Here is a 14,898-nt window from a genome sequence, read left to right on the forward strand (position 1 = left end):
GGATATGTCCAGCCACAACATCGAACAGAAAGTGGTCCTGATCACGGGCGCGAGCAGCGGCATCGGTGACGCCACGGCCCGCTATCTGGGTGCCCGTGGCGCCCGGCTCATGCTCGGCGCGCGTCGCACCGAACGTCTCGCTACCCTCGCCGGCGACATTCGTGCCAATGGCGGCACCGCAGCGTGGCGCGCGCTCGACGTGACGCGTCGCGACGACAGCGTCGCCTTCGTCGAAGCCGCGCTCGCCGAGTACGGACGTATCGACGTCATCGTCAACAACGCAGGCGTCATGCCGCTGTCGCTGATGGCGTCGCTGAAAGTCGACGAATGGGACCGCATGGTCGACGTCAACATCAAGGGCGTGCTGTACGGTATCGCGGCCGTGCTGCCGGTGATGAATCGCCAGGGTTTCGGCCAGATCATCAACGTGTCGTCGATCGGCGGGTTGCGGGTGTCGCCGACCGCCGCCGTCTATTGCGCGACGAAGTATGCGGTGCGCGCGATCTCCGATGGCCTGCGGCAGGAGAACGACAAGCTGCGCGTCACGAGCATTTGTCCGGGCGTCGTCACGTCGGAGCTGGCCGACACCATCACGGACCCGGTCGCCGCGGACGCGATGGCGACGTACCGCAGTATCGCGCTCGAACCGGACGCGATCGCAGCGGCCATCGCGTATGCGATCGCCCAACCCGCGGACGTCGATGTGAACGAGATTGTCGTGCGTCCGACTGCGACGATCACGGGTTAACGAAAGACCCGGAATCGAAAAAGGCCAGCCCCGATCGGGGCTGGCCTTGCCGCGATTGCGCCACGCGAACCGCCGTCAGCGCCGCCGTCGCTCAATAGTGACTGCGCCCCCACAGCGTCGCCGGCTCGTCGAGCAGATGACGCAAGCCGCTGCGTTCAATCACGCGCTCCGCGACTTCGTTCACCCGCTCGAGAATCGCGTTCTCGTCGACCGACAGCACCTTCCGATCTTCCATCAGCACGCGCCCGCCGACCATCGTCATGCACACGTCGGCCGCGTTCGCGAAACACGTGACGCGATACACGGGCATGTTCATCGGCATCATGTGCGGCCGGAACAGGTCGACGAGGATGACGTCGGCGAACTTGCCGGCTTCGAGCGAACCGACTTCGTGATCGATCGACAGCGCCTTCGCCGCGTCGATCGTCACCATTTCCAGCACCTTGCCGTGCGGCAGCACGTCCGGGTCGCGGAAATGCCGGCGGTGGTAATGCATGCACTGCCACATATGACGGAACATGTCGTAGCCGCGATCGGGCGCCGCGCCGTCCGACGCGATCGCCACCGTCACGCCCGCGTCGATCAGCTCGGGCACCGGGCAGCGCCCGATGATCGACATGATCGCGCTCGGATTGTGGACGATCGCGGTGCCCGTCTCCACGCAGGCGGCGATGTCGTCGTCGGTCAGGTCGATGCTGTGCGACATGAACGACGTCGGGCCGAGCAGCCCGAGCTCGCGATGCGCGAACGCGAGCGCGCCGGCGCGGTGGCCGTCCTGCGTGAACGTCAGCCCGCGCTCGCGCGCCAACGCGCCGTAGCGCGCGGCCTGATCGCGGAAGTCACGCTCATACTGCGCGAGCTCCGGATCGTGCTCGGGGCCGTACACGGGCAGCGTGAGCGCGATCCGGATCCGGCCGTCGGCGTCGCCGTGGCATGCGTCGATGATGTCCTCGCACACGTCGTACATCGTGTCGAAATCGATGTCGCGCGTGTCGCTGCCGTCCGGCGTGTGGCGCGTGTACGCACGCGGCGCGGGCGGACGCGACGGGCCGACCGCGACGATCGAGCGCGTGCCGGTACGCACGACCGCGTCGCAATGGCGCCGCGCGTACACCGGATCATCGACGCGCATGATCGAGTTGCCGCCGCCGAGCAGCGACACGCCCGTCGTCACGCCGGCCTTCAGCCGTTCGAGCGCGGCGAGATGCGATTCGGTTTCCCAGAACGCCTCGTCCGATGCACGCGTGTAGATCGTCTCGGCCGCGGCCGACCACGCATCGCCGTCCGCGCCGCCGATCGTACGCAGCATCGCGTGGCCCGCGTGCGCATGCGCGTCGATCAGCCCCGGCAGCACGGCCTTGCGGCGCGCATCGATCGTGCGCGCGGCGCGATAGCGCGCCTGCAGTTCATCGGTGCCGCCCACGGCGACGATGCGATCGCCCTTCACGGCAACCGCACCGTTGTCGATCACGCGCCGCTGCGGGTCCATCGTGATCACGCAGCCGTTCGCGATCAGGATGTCGATCGCTTCGCGCGGGTCCTCTCGTTTTACCTCGGTAGTCATCGCGTATTGTCCTGTTGTGGTTCGGGAGGGTCATGACGCCGTCGAACGGAAATGCCGTCGGTTGAGTGCCCGGCGGCTCGCTATCGTCATGACGAAACCGCTGTCACGCAGAGCCGACCGGCGCCGCGACACGGGCCTTCAGCTTGCGCTGCACCGCGCTGATCGCGATGAACACCACCGCGTTCACCGCGAGCGCGACGAGCCCGGGGTTGATCGACGTCAGCGTGTTCGACGCGCCGGGGAACAGCGACGCGAGCGTCACGCCGTAGTAGTTCGTCATCGCGATCACGATCGCACCGGCGACGATGCCCGCGAACGCACCTTCACGCGTGCCGAACGGCCGCTTCAGGAAGCTCGACGCGAGCATCGGCACGAGCTGCGTGAGCAGGCTCGACGAGAAGATCGCGAGCGTGACGAAGGTCGCGCCACCGCGCAGCACGAAGTAGACAACCACCAGCGTGAAGATCGGCAGCGCGATCCGCGCGACGCGCGTCACTTCGCGGTCGGTCGCGTTCGGTGCGAAGCCTTCACGGTAGATGTTGCGCGCGATCGTCGTCGACGCGTTCAACATGATCAGCGAGCCCGGCACCAGCGCGGTCAGCAAGCCCGTGCCGCCGACGATGCCGACGAACCATGCGGGGAAGGTCTGCTTCACGAGCCGCAGCAGCGCGAGATCGGTCTGCGCGCCTTCGAGCCCGTGCACGGTCATCACGGCCGCGAAGCCGACGAGGAACAGGAACGCGATCAGCACCTGGTACAGCGGCATCAGGATCACGTTGCGGCGTAGCGCGCGCTCGTCCTTCGCGACGTAGATCGCGGTGAAACCATGCGGATACAGGTAATAACCGAGCGACGTGAGCAGGATCGTCGAGTTGTACCAGCTCAGGTTGAAACCATGCTCGGGCATGCGCAGCAGTTCGGGATGCGCGGCGTCGATCTTCGCGAACATCTCGCCCAGGCCGCCGTAATAATGCATCGGCAGGTACAGGCCGAGGAAGATCGCGATCGCGAGGATCAGCACGTCCTTGAAGATCGCGATGCTCGCCGACCCGTGGATGCCCGACACGACCATGTAGACGGCCATCAGCGTCGCGGCGATCCAGATTGCGGCGGCCTGCGGAATCAGCCCGTACGACATCTCCGACACGATCACGCCGAGCCCGCGCAGCTGGATCATCAGCAGCGACACCATCGCGAACACCGCGACGATCGACACCAGCACGCCGATCGCGCGGCTGTCGTACTTCGCCGCGAAATAATCGGCGAACGACACGAGCCCGCGCTCCTTCGCGTAGCGCCAGACCGCCGGCAGCATCCAGTAGCCGATCACGAACGCGAGGCAGCCGTACGACAGGATGTAGAACGCCGGCACGCCCTTGCTGTAGGTCCAGCCGCTCGCGCCGAGGAACGAGAACGTCGAGAACGCCTCGCCGGCCATCAGCAGGAACGTGAGCAGCGAACCGAAGCCGCGCCCGCCGACCGCCCACTGTTCGAGCGTGAGCTTGCGGCCGCGGCGCGCCATCACGCCGATCGCGAGCGCGAACACGGCGAACGCCGCGATGATGATGATCGAAGCGTTCATTGCGCGTCTCCCGTGCGGCCGTCGCGGGCCGCGTCGCGCTCGTCGAGATGGAACAGGATCGCGGCGGTCGCCGCCATCCAGATCAGGTTCCAGACGAGCAGGAACGGCAGCCCGAACAACAGCGGCCGCGCCTCGGCGATCGAGCCGCCCGTATACATCCCGACGAACGGCAACGACGCCAGCAACAGTTTGAATTTCATCAGATGCTCCGAGAAATCCCGCCATTGATGGCGGGGAGGAAAGGTGTGCACTTGACGGGCAGCTTCTGCCACCGGGTAGGATGGCCGGCATGATCCTTGTCTACCGCTACCGGGTGAAGTCGCTCAATGGACTGCTTAACAAACAGAGCCGTGCGGTGAACTACGTCTGGAACTTCTGCAACGACACGCAGAGGCACGCGCTCAAGTGGCGCAAGAAGTGGCCGACGGGATTCGACCTCAACATGCTGACGACCGGCACCAGCAAGGAACTCGGTATTCATTCCGGCACGATCAACGCAACGTGCGAGCAATACGCGAAGTCGCGCAACCAGTATCGACGGCCTTACCTGCGCTATCGCGGCAGGAAATCGCTCGGCTGGGTGCCGCTGAAGGGCCGCGACCTGAAGCGCGAGGGTGACGCGTTTCGCTTCGCTGGCAACACTTTCCGCGTGTTCAGCAGCCGCCCGCTTCCCGAAGGCAAGATCAAGGATGGAACCAACTTCGCGCAGGATGCGCGCGGCAATTGGTTTCTCAATATCGCGATCGAGATACCCGATGTTCAGGCGCGCTCGATCCGTTCCGGCGTCGGCATCGATCTCGGCCTGAAAGACTTCGCCACACTTTCGACTGGCGAGAAGGTGCCTCACGATCGGTTCGGCCGGCGTGCGGCGGAAAAGCTGGCGAAAGCCCAGCGTGCACGCAAGCACAAGCGGCATATCGCGAAGCTGCACGCCAAGGTGGCGAATGCCCGCGCCGATTTCCAGCACAAGCTCGCGCTCAATCTGGTGCGACGCTTCGATTACATCGCCGTCGGCAACGTGTCGGCCGTGAAACTCGCCAGGACCAGGATGGCGAAAAGTGTCTACGACGCATCCTGGTCGTCCTTCCGAAACAAGCTCCGTTACAAAGCGATGGCGCACGGAGCCACGTTCGAGGAAGTGGACGAAAGCGGTTCTACCCAGTCCTGTTCGGCGTGCGGGTCGAAAGACAGCACGACGCGGCCGAAAGGTATCGCGGGACTGCGAATAAGAGAGTGGAAATGCAGTGGCTGTGGTGTCGTGCATGATCGAGATACCAACGCTGCGTTGAACATTCTCCGATGCGGACGTGCATCGCCAGTTGTGGGAATCCTTCGCCATTAGGTACCGGAGGACGTCAATGATGTCGTGTTGTGTTTTGTTGGTCCTGCCCATGCATCCCGATCGCGTTGCATCGAGTTGTCTAGACAGTCGCTGGATGGTATCCAGCCGCAATCGCATCAAGAAATGAAATGTTCAACTGGCCGGCAGTTGAAAATCGAATGGAGAGGACACGCGCGGGGCCTATGCGACCCCGCAAGACAAACGAAAGTGAACAAGCCCGCTGGACGGGGCCCGATTTGCTCAGACGTGAATGGCGCGCGTAAGCAAGCTGACGGAATGGCGCGCGCGCCGCGCCTATGCGGTTTTCCCCGAGAGCCCATGCATCGGCCGGCGCAGCGCGGCGTCGAACGGGTTGGTGCGCGGCCCGATCGCGTCGGCCTGGCGCCGCAGCAGTTCGACGACCATCGGCATCCGGTCGTCGCCGAGCCGCGACGCGAGCGTGCCGACACTCAGCGCGCCGACCGGATAACCGGTGCGATCGAGAATCGGCACCGCGACGCCGGCCATGCCGTCGAGCACGCCGCTGTTGCGGCCCGCGTAACCGAGCTGCCGCACGCGTTCGATCTCGGTGCGCAGGTACACCTCGTCGAGCACGCCGTAACCGCGAATGCGCGGCACGTTGAAGCGGATCACTTCCTCGCGTTCGGCTTCGGGCAGGAACGCGAGGATCGCGAGGCTGCCCTGCCCGACGCCGAGCGCGATGCGCCCGCCGATATCGCCGGTGAACGAGCGGATCGGGAACGGCCCTTCGCACAGGTCGAGACACACCGCGTCGAAACCGCTCTTCACGAGCAGGAAGATGGTTTCGCCGAGGCTCGCGCACAGCCGCAGCAGCGCGGGGCGGCACAGCGTGCGCATGCTGCTCGGGTTGCCGGCCAGCGCGGCGAGCGCGAAGAAATCGACGCTCAGCCGGTACAGCTTCGACTGTTCGTCCTGCTCGACCATCCCTTCGGCGATCAGCGACTGCAGGATCCGGTGCGCGGTGCCCTGCGTGAGGCCGACGGCCTTCGCGAGGTGCGTGACGCGCACGCCGTCCTGCTGCATGCCGGCCAGCGCGCGCAGGATCGCGAACGCGCGCTGCAGCATGCCGGTGCCCGGCGCGCCGGCCGGATCGGCGTCCTCGTCGGCGCCGGATGCGTGCGCGGCGGGCGTGCCGCGCATTCCGGACGAAAGGGGTTCCTGCATGCCGGCTCTCCTCGACAATTTCATTGAACGGAATACGTCAGCCGCCATTGTCGTCCGGCCGAAATTCGCCGGGCATCCGGGTGTGCACGGGATTGACGCGTGCATTTCACGGTCCGGTCGCCCTTCATTCAACGGAACGATTTGCATGCGATTCGCCGATCCATTCCGGTCATCGGAATTTTTCCGAAATTCATCCCGTTGAACAGAATTCGAAATTGACGCTCCGAAATATGGCTGGCTAGAGTCCGCGTCATTGGTGCACCGGCCACTCGGTGTGCGAACCCGGAGCTCCCCATGTCGTTTCTCACGCTGTCGGATCTGACGAAAACCTTCGGCGACCTCACCGCCGTCGCCGACGTCAACCTGTCGGTCGAACAAGGCGAATTCGTGTCGCTGCTCGGGCCGTCGGGCTGCGGCAAGACCACGACGCTGCAGATGATCGCCGGCTTCGTCGACGTCACGCGCGGCCGCATCGCGCTCGACGGGCAGGACATCACGCACCTGAAGCCGAACCGCCGCGGGCTCGGCATCGTGTTCCAGAGTTATGCGCTGTTTCCGCACATGAGCGTCGCGGAGAACGTCGGCTTCGGCCTCGACATGCGCGGCGTCGACAAGGCCGAGCGCGCCGAGCGGATCCGCGCGGCGCTCGCGCTCGTGCGCCTCGATGCGCTCGCGCACCGCTTTCCGCGCGAGCTGTCGGGCGGCCAGCGGCAGCGCGTCGCGATCGCGCGCGCGGTCGTGATCGAGCCGCCGGTGCTGCTGCTCGACGAACCGATGTCGAACCTCGACGCGAAGCTGCGCGAGGACATGCAGTTCGAGCTGCGCGCGATCCAGCGCAAGATCGGCACGACGACGATCATGGTCACGCACGATCAGTCGGAAGCGCTGTCGATCAGCGATCGCGTGGTCGTGATGGAAGCCGGCCGCATCACGCAGACCGACACGCCGTACCGCGCGTACGAGCGCCCGGAAAACCGCTTCGTGTCGCAGTTCATCGGCAAGGCGAACCTGCTGCCCGGCACGATCGTCGCGCACGACGGCGACGCGATCCGCATCGACCTCGGGCACGATCTCGCCGAGACGGGCCGCACCGCGCACCTGCCGCCGCGCGAACGCGACGTGCGCGTCGGCGATGCCGTGTCGGTCTGCATCCGGCCCGAGAAACTGCGGCTGTGCGCGCCCGATGCGGGCCGCTTCGCCGCGACGGTGACGAGCCGCTTCTTCCTCGGCAGCCAATGGCTGTACCGCGTCGACAGCGCGCTCGGCGAAGTGCTCGTGTGCTGCCAGAACGAAGGCGCGGAGCCGCTCGCGGAAGGCGCGCCGGTCGGCATCGACTGGCACAGCGATGCGGTGCGCGTGATGCGCCGGGAGGCCTGAATGCGACAGCCCTCCCGCCCGCTGCCCACCGACGGCGCGACGGCCGGCCTCGCGCGGCCTGCCGCGCCCGACGCCGTGCCGGCCCGCGCCGCCACCGGGCGCACGAAACGCGCGACATGGCGCGCGCATGCGCCGCTGTGGCTGATGTGCGCACCCGCGTTCGCGCTGTTCGCCGCGCTCGTGCTCGTGCCGCTCGCGATGACGCTCATGCTGACGTTCTACCGCTACGACCCGGCCACCGGCCCGATCGCCGCGTTCCAGTTCGGCAATTACGCGGAAGTGCTCGGCTCGTCGTACTTCCACACGATCTTCGCGCGCACGTTCGGGATCGCCGCGCTGACGACCGCGATCTGCGTCGCGATCGGCACGCCGGAAGCGTATGTGCTGTCGAAGATGCGCGACCCGTGGCGCTCGCTGTTCCTGCTCGCGATCCTCGCGCCGCTGCTCGTGTCGGTCGTCGTGCGCGCATTCGGCTGGAGCATGCTGCTGAACACGAGCGGGCTCGTGAACCAGGCGTTCGGGCTCGTCGGCCTCGGGCCCTACAAGCTCGAATACACGACCTTCGCGATCGTGATCGCGCTGGTGCACGTGATGCTGCCGTTCATGGTGATTCCGGTGTGGACCGCGCTGCAACGGCTCGATCCGCAGACCGAGCACGCGGCGCTGTCGCTCGGCGCGTCGCCGTTCACGACGCTGCGCCGCATCGTGCTGCCGCAGCTGATGCCCGGCGTGCTGTCGGGCAGCCTGATGGTGTTCGGGCTGTCGGCGAGCGCGTTCGCGATTCCCGGCCTGCTCGGCGGACGCCGGCTGAAGGTCGCGGCCACGGCCGTCTACGACGAATTCCTCGGCTCGCTGAACTGGCCGCTCGGCGCGACGATCGCGGTGCTGCTGCTGGTCGCGAACCTCGTCGTGATGCTCACTTACTACCGCGTGCTCGAACGCCGCTACGCGCGCAGCCTCGGAGGCGCATCGCGATGAGAAAAAACGGCCCCTTCGCCCTTGCGTTCCACACGCTCGTGATCCTGTTCGTGCTCGCGCCGCTCGCGATCGTCGTGCTGGTTGCGTTCACCCCCGACGAAACGCTGACGCTGCCGACCCACGGGCTGTCGCTGCGCTGGTTCCGCGCGATCCTCGACTACCCCGACTTCGTCACCGCGTTCTTCAACAGCGTGAAGCTCGCGTTCGCATCGGCGACGCTGTCGCTCGCGATCGCGTTGCCGGCGGGCCTCGCCATCGGCCGCGCGGCGTTTCCCGGCCGCGCGTTCCTGAACGGCCTGCTGCTGTCGCCGCTCGTGATCCCCGGCCTCGTGCTCGGCATCGCGCTGCTGCGCTTCTTCGCGCTGATCGGCGCAACCGGCTCGTTCGCGTGGCTCGTGCTCGCGCACATGATCGTCATCACGCCGTTCGTGATGCGGCTCGTGCTCGCGTCCGTCGCGGGCCTCGACCGCAGCATCGAGCAAGCCGCGTGCTCGCTCGGCGCGGACCCGTGGACGACGTTCCGCCGCATCACGCTGCCGATGATCGTGCCCGGCATCACGGGCGGCTGGCTGCTCGCGTTCATCAACAGCTTCGACGAGCTGACGATGTCGATCTTCGTCACGTCGCCGCAGACGGTCACGCTGCCCGTGCGCATGTACATGTACGCGACCGAGTCGATCGACCCGATGATGGCGTCGGTGTCGGCGCTCGTCATCTTCATCACCGCCGGCGCGATGCTGCTGCTCGATCGCGTGTACGGCCTGAACCGCATCCTGATCGGCCAACACTGATGTCGACTCCCGTTTCCCGTTCTACAAACGACCCGGCCGACGGCGCGCAGTTCGTGCGCGTCGCCGAGCGCGAGCGCGCCGCCGTTGCGTTCACGCTCGACGGCCGCCCCGCGCACGCGCTCGCCGGCGACACCGTGCTCACCGCGATCCTCGTCGCGCAGCGCCGCGTGCGCGTCAGCGAATTCAGCGGCCTGCCGCGCGCGGGCTTCTGCCTGATCGGCGCATGCCAGGACTGCTGGGTGCGCACCGAGGCCGGCGCGCGCTTGCGCGCGTGCTCGACGCCAATCACCGAAGGCATGCGGATCGTGACCGGCACGCCGCCCGCACCGGACGGAGGCGCGCAATGAACCACGCACTGCAACCGGTGATCGTCGGCGCGGGCCCGGCCGGCGTGCGCGCTGCCGAGGCGCTGGTCGACGCGGGGCTGCGCCCGGTCGTGATCGACGAGAACGCGCGCTGGGGCGGGCAGATCTACCGGCAACCGCCGGCCGGCGGCGCGTTCGCGCGCGGCAAACGCACGCTGTACGGTTTCGAGGCCGCGAAAGCCGACGCCGTGCACCGGACGATGGCCGCGCTGCTGCCGCACGTCGACTACCGGCCGGACACGCTTGCGTGGGCGTGCGGCGCGGGCCGCGTCGATACGCTGCAGGACGGCCACGAAGTGACCGTGCCTTACTCGCACCTGATCGTCGCGAGCGGCGCGACCGACCGCATGCTGCCCGTGCCCGGCTGGACGCTCGCGGGCGTCTATACGCTCGGCGGCGCGCAGGTCTCATTGAAGGCGCAAGGCTGCGCGATCGGCCGGCGCATCGTGTTCGCCGGCACGGGGCCGCTGCTTTACCTCGTCGCGTACCAGTATGCGAAGGCCGGCGCGCAGGTCGCGGCCGTGCTCGACACGAGCCCGCTGCGCCGCCAGGCCGCCGCCGCGCCCGCGCTGCTGCGCATGCCGTCGACCTTCGCGAAGGGGCTCTATTACATCGGCTGGCTGCGCGCGCATGGCGTGGCGATCGAAACGGGCGTCACGCTCGAACGCGTGCTCGGCGAACAGCATGTGACGGGGCTCGCATGGCGCGCGGCCGGTGACGATGCACAACTGCATGTGCTCGACTGCGATGCGCTCGGCCTCGGCTTCGGCCTGCGTTCGGAAACGCAGCTCGCCGATCTCGCCGGCTGCCGGTTCGGTTTCGATCCGGTCAATCGCGCGTGGCTGCCCGAACGCGATGCGGCCGGCCGCACGTCGGTGCGCGGCATCTACGTCGCGGGCGACGGTGCGGGCATCGCGGGCGCCGACGCCGCAGAAGCGTCGGGCCGCCGCGCGGCGCTCGCGCTGCTCGACGATGCCTGCATCGCATCACCATCGCCGTCGCCGGCCGGCAAACCCGACGCGGCGACGCTGGAACGCACGCTCGCGCGCGTCGGCGCGTTCCGCGCGGGCCTCGAAGCGGCGTTCGCGCCGCCCGACGGGCTGGCCGCGCGCTGCCCCGACGACACGATCGTGTGCCGCTGCGAGGAGATCGATGCGGGCACGCTGCGGCGCTGCATCCGTGCCGGCGCGGCAACCGAACTCAATCGGCTGAAGGCGCTGACACGCGTCGGGATGGGCCGCTGCCAGGGCCGCATGTGCGGCGACGCGGCCGCGCTTGTGCTGGCCGCCGAAACCGGCCGCCCGCTCGCCGATGTCGGCCGGTTGCGCGCGCAACCGCCGGTGAAGCCGTTCCCGATCTCAGCCGCGCTCGCGGGCGACGATGTCGCGGCGATTCCCGACGAGGCGCGCGATGAGTGATGCCCGTCATTACGACGTCGCGATCGTCGGCGGCGGCCTCGTCGGCGCGTCGGCCGCGCTCGCGCTGGCACGTCGCGGCCTGCGCGTCGGGCTGTTCGAGCGGCGCGACTGCGGCGCGCAGGCGAGCGGCGTGAACTACGGCGGCGTGCGCTGCCAGGGCCGCCCGGCCGAGCAATTGCCGCTCGCGTTGCGCGCGCGGCGCATCTGGGATCGCCTGCCCGAGCTGATCGGCATCGACGGCGAATTCGTCGTGTCGGGCCACTTGCGGCTCGCGCGCAGCGACGCCGATCTCGACGCGCTCGACGCCTACGCGACGCTCGCCGGCGAGCACGGCCTGCCGCTGCAGGTGATGCGCGGCGACGCGTTCCGCCGTCGTTATCCGTGGCTCGGCCGCGCGGCGCTCGGCGGCTCGCTGTGTGAAACCGACGGCCATGCGAACCCGCGCCTCGTGTCGCCCGCGTTCGCGCGCGCCGCCCGCGCGGCCGGCGCGGACGTGCTCGAGCACACCAGCGTCGACGACGTTCGCCACGACGGCGCGCGCTTCCACTTTCTCGCGGGCGGCCGCGCATGCACCGCGACGTGGCTGATCAACTCGGCCGGCGCCTGGGCCAACACGATCGCCGAGCGGTTCGGCGAAGCCGTGCCGATGGAACCGATCTACCCGAACATGTGGGTCACCGAACCGCTGCCACAGTTCATCACGCACAACCTCGGCGTGTACGGCGGCGGCGTGTACGCGCGGCAGGTGGCGCGCGGCAACTGCGTGATCGGCGGCGGGCGCGGCCGCGGCGACGGCGAATTCGGCCAGCCGTCGGTCGATACGACGCGCGCGGTGATGCGCGATGCGTGCGCACTGCTGCCCGCGTTGCGCGACGCGTTGCTGATCCGCACATGGAGCGGCGTCGAAGGCTGCACGCCCGACCACAACCCGATCATCGGCGCGAGCGGCACGACGCCGCGCCTGCTGCATGCGTTCGGTTTTTCCGGCGGCGGCTTCCTGCTCGCGCCCGGTGTCGGCGACGTGCTCGCCGACCTCGTCACGACCGGCGAAACCGCCACGCCCCTGACTGCCTTCTCGATCGGCCGCTTTGCCCCGCAAGCCGCGCCGGCCGCCCCCTTCCCCCAAGAGGAGACCTCTCGATGAAACTGCTCGGAACGATCGCGGCCGCAGCCGCACTCTGCATGGCTGGCGTCAGCGCGCCCGCGTGCGCGCAAACGAAGACGATCTACGTCGGCATGAACGGCGGCCCGATGGAAAAGGCCTATACGAGCCAGGTGCTGCCCGACTTCGAGAAGGCGAACAACGTGAAGGTCGTCGTCGTGCCCGGCACGTCGTCGGACGTGCTCGCGAAGCTGCTCGCGAACCGCAACAAGCCGCAGATTCACGTTGCGTTCCTCGACGACGGCGTGATGGCGCGCGCGGTCAGCCTCGGCGTGTGCCAGAAGCTCGACGATTCGCCGGTGCTGAAGGAGCTGTATCCGTTCGCGCGGATGAAGGACGACGTCGGCGCGGGCGTGCAGCTCGGGATGACCGGCATCGCGTACAACAAGAAGCTGTTCGCGGAAAAAGGCTGGACGCCGCCGACGTCGTGGATGGATTTCGCCGATCCGAAATACAAGGGCAAGGTCGTGTTCCAGTCGGCGTCGAGCAGCACGTTCGGGCTGCACGGCTTCCTCGCGATCAACCGGCTGCTCGGCGGCAACGAGCAGAACGTCGAGCCCGGTTTCAGCAAGTGGGCAAGCACCGTCGGGCCGAACGTCGTCGAGTACATCCCGAACTCGGCGAAGATCTCCGAGATGGTGCAGACCGGCGAAGCCGGCCTGTTCCCGCTCACGCCAACCGGTGTCGGCGACCTGCAGGACAAGGGCATTCCGGTCGCGTATGCGAACCCGAAGGAAGGCCCCGTGCTGCTGCTCGTCGACCTGTGCGTGGTCGCGAACAATCCCGATCCGCAGCTCGCGCAAAAGCTCGCGCAGTTCCTGCTGTCCGCGCCCGCGCAGACGAAGGCCGCCGAGGCCGGCAAGCAGATCCCGACCAACCGGCTCGCGAAGATGCCCGCCGCGATGCAGCAGAGCCTCGGCAACGTCGACGATCTCGTGCGCAAGGTGACCGTGGTCGACTGGACCGCGATCAACGCACGCCGCGCGCAGTGGGATACGCGCTGGAACCGGCAGATCGAGCGCTGATCCCGCACGGGCGCGGGTGCGGGTGCGTTACCGCAGCCGCTCGGCGAGCGCGCGCGCGACCATGCTCAGCGCGTCGCCGCGTTCGAGCGCGGCGCGCGGCCGGGCGGCGTCGCCGTGCGCATCGAGCGCACGCGGCGCGAAGTCCGGCGACGACGAGAACTTGACGATCGTCAGCGCGGTCTTCGGATCGACGAGGATCGACTGGCCGAAGCGCCCCGCCGCCGCGAACGAGCCGTCGCCGTCGTTCACCTGATACCAGTAGTCGCGATACGCATCACCGTCCTTGCCGGGCACGACGTTGCCCTTCGCGAACAGCGCCGCGTTGTGCGCGGGCTGCAGCGCCGCGCGAATCGTCGCGGCGGGCAGCGTGCCCGGCGCGCCGCCGAGCCCGGTGCGCACGCGTTCCGCGAAGCGCGCGGCATCGCGCAGCGTCGTATACAGCCCGCCGCTCGCCATCGCCATCGCGTTGCGGTCCACGGCGACGTAGGCATCGTCTTCCGCGAAATCGCGCCACAGCCACCGCTCGACCAGCGCGCTCCACGACTGCCCCGTCGCGCGCTGCATCGCCCACGCGACGGCTTCCGGCGAGCCGTTCTGGTAGAACCACAGGCTGCCCGGCGCCACGTCCGGCACGCGCCGCACGGTCTGCAGGAACTCGACGATGCTGGCCGGCGCGCCTTCGCGGTGCGGCACCAGCCCGACGGCGCCGAACAGGCCGAGATCGGGCGGCACGCCCGGCGTATAGGCGGTGGGCACTTCCATGTCCAGGTTCTGCTGCAGCGTCGCGCTGCCGAACGGCGTGTCGGCCAGTTCCGGCACCGCGCGCGACAGCGGCGCGCCCGCGTCGAGCACACCGGATTCGATCATCTGTGCGGCCAGCAGGCCCGTCACCGATTTCGTCATCGACGCCCATGCGTGCGGCTGATCGGGCCGGAAGCCGTCGAAATACCGCTCGTAGATGACCCGGCCGCGCTGCACGACGATGAAGCCGTCGGTATGGGTCGCGCGCAGGTACGCATCGAGCGTCAGCGTCTCGCCGCCGATCGTGACGGGCAGCGCGTCGAGACCGGGCGCCGGTTGCGCGGGGAGCGGCATCGGCGCGGCCGCATGCCGGATGCCGGCCGTCGGCGCGAGCAGCCGCGTGTTGCTCAACGCCCAGCGCAGTCGCGCCGGCGTGAACGCGTTCGCCTTGTTGACGGCCTGGTCGGCCGGCGGCGGAAAGCCCTGCATCACGCCCGGCGCGGCGACGTCGGTCGCGGCGGGCGCGGTCGCGGCGAGCGTGAGCCCGCCGGCGAGCACGAAGGTGCCGGCCAGCCGGCGGGTGCGCCGGCTAGCTGTAAAGCGTCGATGAATTCGCATCG

General features: G+C 68.3%; 14 protein-coding genes. 9 read left to right on the plus strand and 5 right to left on the minus strand.

The window, feature by feature from the left end:
* Positions 1-4 precede the first annotated feature (4 nt).
* Positions 5-748 (plus strand): SDR family oxidoreductase, encoded by a 744-nt coding sequence (locus tag ACN22W_RS26865; protein ID WP_419687784.1) that lies wholly within the window; start codon positions 5-7, stop codon positions 746-748.
* A 91-nt stretch (positions 749-839) separates the two neighbouring features.
* On the opposite strand, the gene ACN22W_RS26870 is transcribed toward ACN22W_RS26865, so the two are convergent.
* From ACN22W_RS26870 to ACN22W_RS26880, 3 genes are all read right to left on the minus strand, one after another.
* Positions 840-2,312 (minus strand): amidohydrolase family protein, encoded by a 1,473-nt coding sequence (locus ACN22W_RS26870; RefSeq protein ID WP_419687786.1) that lies wholly within the window; start codon positions 2,310-2,312, stop codon positions 840-842.
* 103 nt (positions 2,313-2,415) lie between these two features.
* Positions 2,416-3,894 carry a sodium:solute symporter gene (locus ACN22W_RS26875; RefSeq protein WP_343490614.1) on the minus strand — a complete coding sequence of 493 codons (1,479 nt, stop codon included), beginning with the start codon at positions 3,892-3,894 and terminating at the stop codon, positions 2,416-2,418.
* On the minus strand, positions 3,891-4,094 hold the full coding sequence (locus ACN22W_RS26880; protein ID WP_419687788.1) for a DUF3311 domain-containing protein: 204 nt from the start codon (positions 4,092-4,094) through the stop codon (positions 3,891-3,893). Before ACN22W_RS26880 ends, ACN22W_RS26875 begins: the two co-directional genes overlap by 4 nt.
* Before the next feature lie 89 nt (positions 4,095-4,183).
* Between ACN22W_RS26880 and ACN22W_RS26885 the strand changes: the two genes are divergently transcribed.
* Positions 4,184-5,236 (plus strand): RNA-guided endonuclease InsQ/TnpB family protein, encoded by a 1,053-nt coding sequence (locus ACN22W_RS26885; RefSeq protein ID WP_419687789.1) that lies wholly within the window; start codon positions 4,184-4,186, stop codon positions 5,234-5,236.
* Positions 5,237-5,530: 294 nt separating this feature from the next.
* Here ACN22W_RS26885 and ACN22W_RS26890 read toward each other — a convergent pair whose 3' ends face one another.
* Positions 5,531-6,421 carry an IclR family transcriptional regulator gene (locus ACN22W_RS26890; RefSeq protein WP_129516657.1) on the minus strand — a complete coding sequence of 297 codons (891 nt, stop codon included), beginning with the start codon at positions 6,419-6,421 and terminating at the stop codon, positions 5,531-5,533.
* 294 nt (positions 6,422-6,715) lie between these two features.
* On the opposite strand from ACN22W_RS26890, the gene ACN22W_RS26895 reads away from it, so the two are divergent.
* The 7 genes from ACN22W_RS26895 to ACN22W_RS26925 are packed head-to-tail and all read left to right on the plus strand — an operon-like array spanning position 6,716 to position 13,537.
* The gene (locus ACN22W_RS26895) at positions 6,716-7,798 is read left to right on the plus strand and encodes an ABC transporter ATP-binding protein (RefSeq protein ID WP_048245247.1); all 1,083 of its coding nucleotides are present in this window, start codon (positions 6,716-6,718) and stop codon (positions 7,796-7,798) included.
* Positions 7,799-8,776, plus strand: a complete 978-nt coding sequence (locus ACN22W_RS26900; RefSeq protein ID WP_193101205.1) for an ABC transporter permease — start codon at positions 7,799-7,801, stop codon at positions 8,774-8,776.
* The gene (locus ACN22W_RS26905; protein WP_048245245.1) at positions 8,773-9,567 is read left to right on the plus strand and encodes an ABC transporter permease; all 795 of its coding nucleotides are present in this window, start codon (positions 8,773-8,775) and stop codon (positions 9,565-9,567) included. Before ACN22W_RS26900 ends, ACN22W_RS26905 begins: the two co-directional genes overlap by 4 nt.
* Positions 9,567-9,914 carry a (2Fe-2S)-binding protein gene (locus ACN22W_RS26910; protein WP_419687791.1) on the plus strand — a complete coding sequence of 116 codons (348 nt, stop codon included), beginning with the start codon at positions 9,567-9,569 and terminating at the stop codon, positions 9,912-9,914. Before ACN22W_RS26905 ends, ACN22W_RS26910 begins: the two co-directional genes overlap by 1 nt.
* Positions 9,911-11,350 (plus strand): FAD-dependent oxidoreductase, encoded by a 1,440-nt coding sequence (locus ACN22W_RS26915; RefSeq protein WP_419687793.1) that lies wholly within the window; start codon positions 9,911-9,913, stop codon positions 11,348-11,350. The genes ACN22W_RS26910 and ACN22W_RS26915 overlap by 4 nt, the downstream gene beginning before the upstream one ends.
* Positions 11,343-12,494 carry an NAD(P)/FAD-dependent oxidoreductase gene (locus ACN22W_RS26920; protein ID WP_419687795.1) on the plus strand — a complete coding sequence of 384 codons (1,152 nt, stop codon included), beginning with the start codon at positions 11,343-11,345 and terminating at the stop codon, positions 12,492-12,494. The genes ACN22W_RS26915 and ACN22W_RS26920 overlap by 8 nt, the downstream gene beginning before the upstream one ends.
* Positions 12,491-13,537, plus strand: a complete 1,047-nt coding sequence (locus tag ACN22W_RS26925; protein WP_129516650.1) for an ABC transporter substrate-binding protein — start codon at positions 12,491-12,493, stop codon at positions 13,535-13,537. The genes ACN22W_RS26920 and ACN22W_RS26925 overlap by 4 nt, the downstream gene beginning before the upstream one ends.
* Before the next feature lie 27 nt (positions 13,538-13,564).
* On the opposite strand, the gene ACN22W_RS26930 is transcribed toward ACN22W_RS26925, so the two are convergent.
* Positions 13,565-14,896, minus strand: coding sequence for a serine hydrolase domain-containing protein (locus ACN22W_RS26930; protein WP_419687797.1), 1,332 nt, complete (start codon positions 14,894-14,896; stop codon positions 13,565-13,567).
* Positions 14,897-14,898: the final 2 nt, after the last annotated feature.

Source organism: Burkholderia theae (genome assembly GCF_048565265.1).
GTDB classification, from domain to species: domain Bacteria; phylum Pseudomonadota; class Gammaproteobacteria; order Burkholderiales; family Burkholderiaceae; genus Burkholderia; species Burkholderia theae.

Bases quoted from the DNA above. Each gene is read 5' to 3' on its own strand.
- ACN22W_RS26885 (WP_419687789.1), top strand. From the start codon at position 4,184: ATGATCCTTGTCTACCGCTACCGGGTGAAGTCGCTCAATGGACTGCTT.
- ACN22W_RS26905 (WP_048245245.1), top strand. From the start codon at position 8,773: ATGAGAAAAAACGGCCCCTTCGCCCTTGCGTTCCACACGCTCGTGATC.
- ACN22W_RS26865 (WP_419687784.1), top strand. From the start codon at position 5: ATGTCCAGCCACAACATCGAACAGAAAGTGGTCCTGATCACGGGCGCG.
- ACN22W_RS26870 (WP_419687786.1), bottom strand. From the start codon at position 2,312: ATGACTACCGAGGTAAAACGAGAGGACCCGCGCGAAGCGATCGACATC.
- ACN22W_RS26915 (WP_419687793.1), top strand. From the start codon at position 9,911: ATGAACCACGCACTGCAACCGGTGATCGTCGGCGCGGGCCCGGCCGGC.
- ACN22W_RS26880 (WP_419687788.1), bottom strand. From the start codon at position 4,094: ATGAAATTCAAACTGTTGCTGGCGTCGTTGCCGTTCGTCGGGATGTAT.
- ACN22W_RS26875 (WP_343490614.1), bottom strand. From the start codon at position 3,894: ATGAACGCTTCGATCATCATCATCGCGGCGTTCGCCGTGTTCGCGCTC.
- ACN22W_RS26890 (WP_129516657.1), bottom strand. From the start codon at position 6,421: ATGCAGGAACCCCTTTCGTCCGGAATGCGCGGCACGCCCGCCGCGCAC.
- ACN22W_RS26910 (WP_419687791.1), top strand. From the start codon at position 9,567: ATGTCGACTCCCGTTTCCCGTTCTACAAACGACCCGGCCGACGGCGCG.
- ACN22W_RS26895 (WP_048245247.1), top strand. From the start codon at position 6,716: ATGTCGTTTCTCACGCTGTCGGATCTGACGAAAACCTTCGGCGACCTC.
- ACN22W_RS26920 (WP_419687795.1), top strand. From the start codon at position 11,343: ATGAGTGATGCCCGTCATTACGACGTCGCGATCGTCGGCGGCGGCCTC.
- ACN22W_RS26930 (WP_419687797.1), bottom strand. From the start codon at position 14,896: ATGCGAATTCATCGACGCTTTACAGCTAGCCGGCGCACCCGCCGGCTG.
- ACN22W_RS26900 (WP_193101205.1), top strand. From the start codon at position 7,799: ATGCGACAGCCCTCCCGCCCGCTGCCCACCGACGGCGCGACGGCCGGC.
- ACN22W_RS26925 (WP_129516650.1), top strand. From the start codon at position 12,491: ATGAAACTGCTCGGAACGATCGCGGCCGCAGCCGCACTCTGCATGGCT.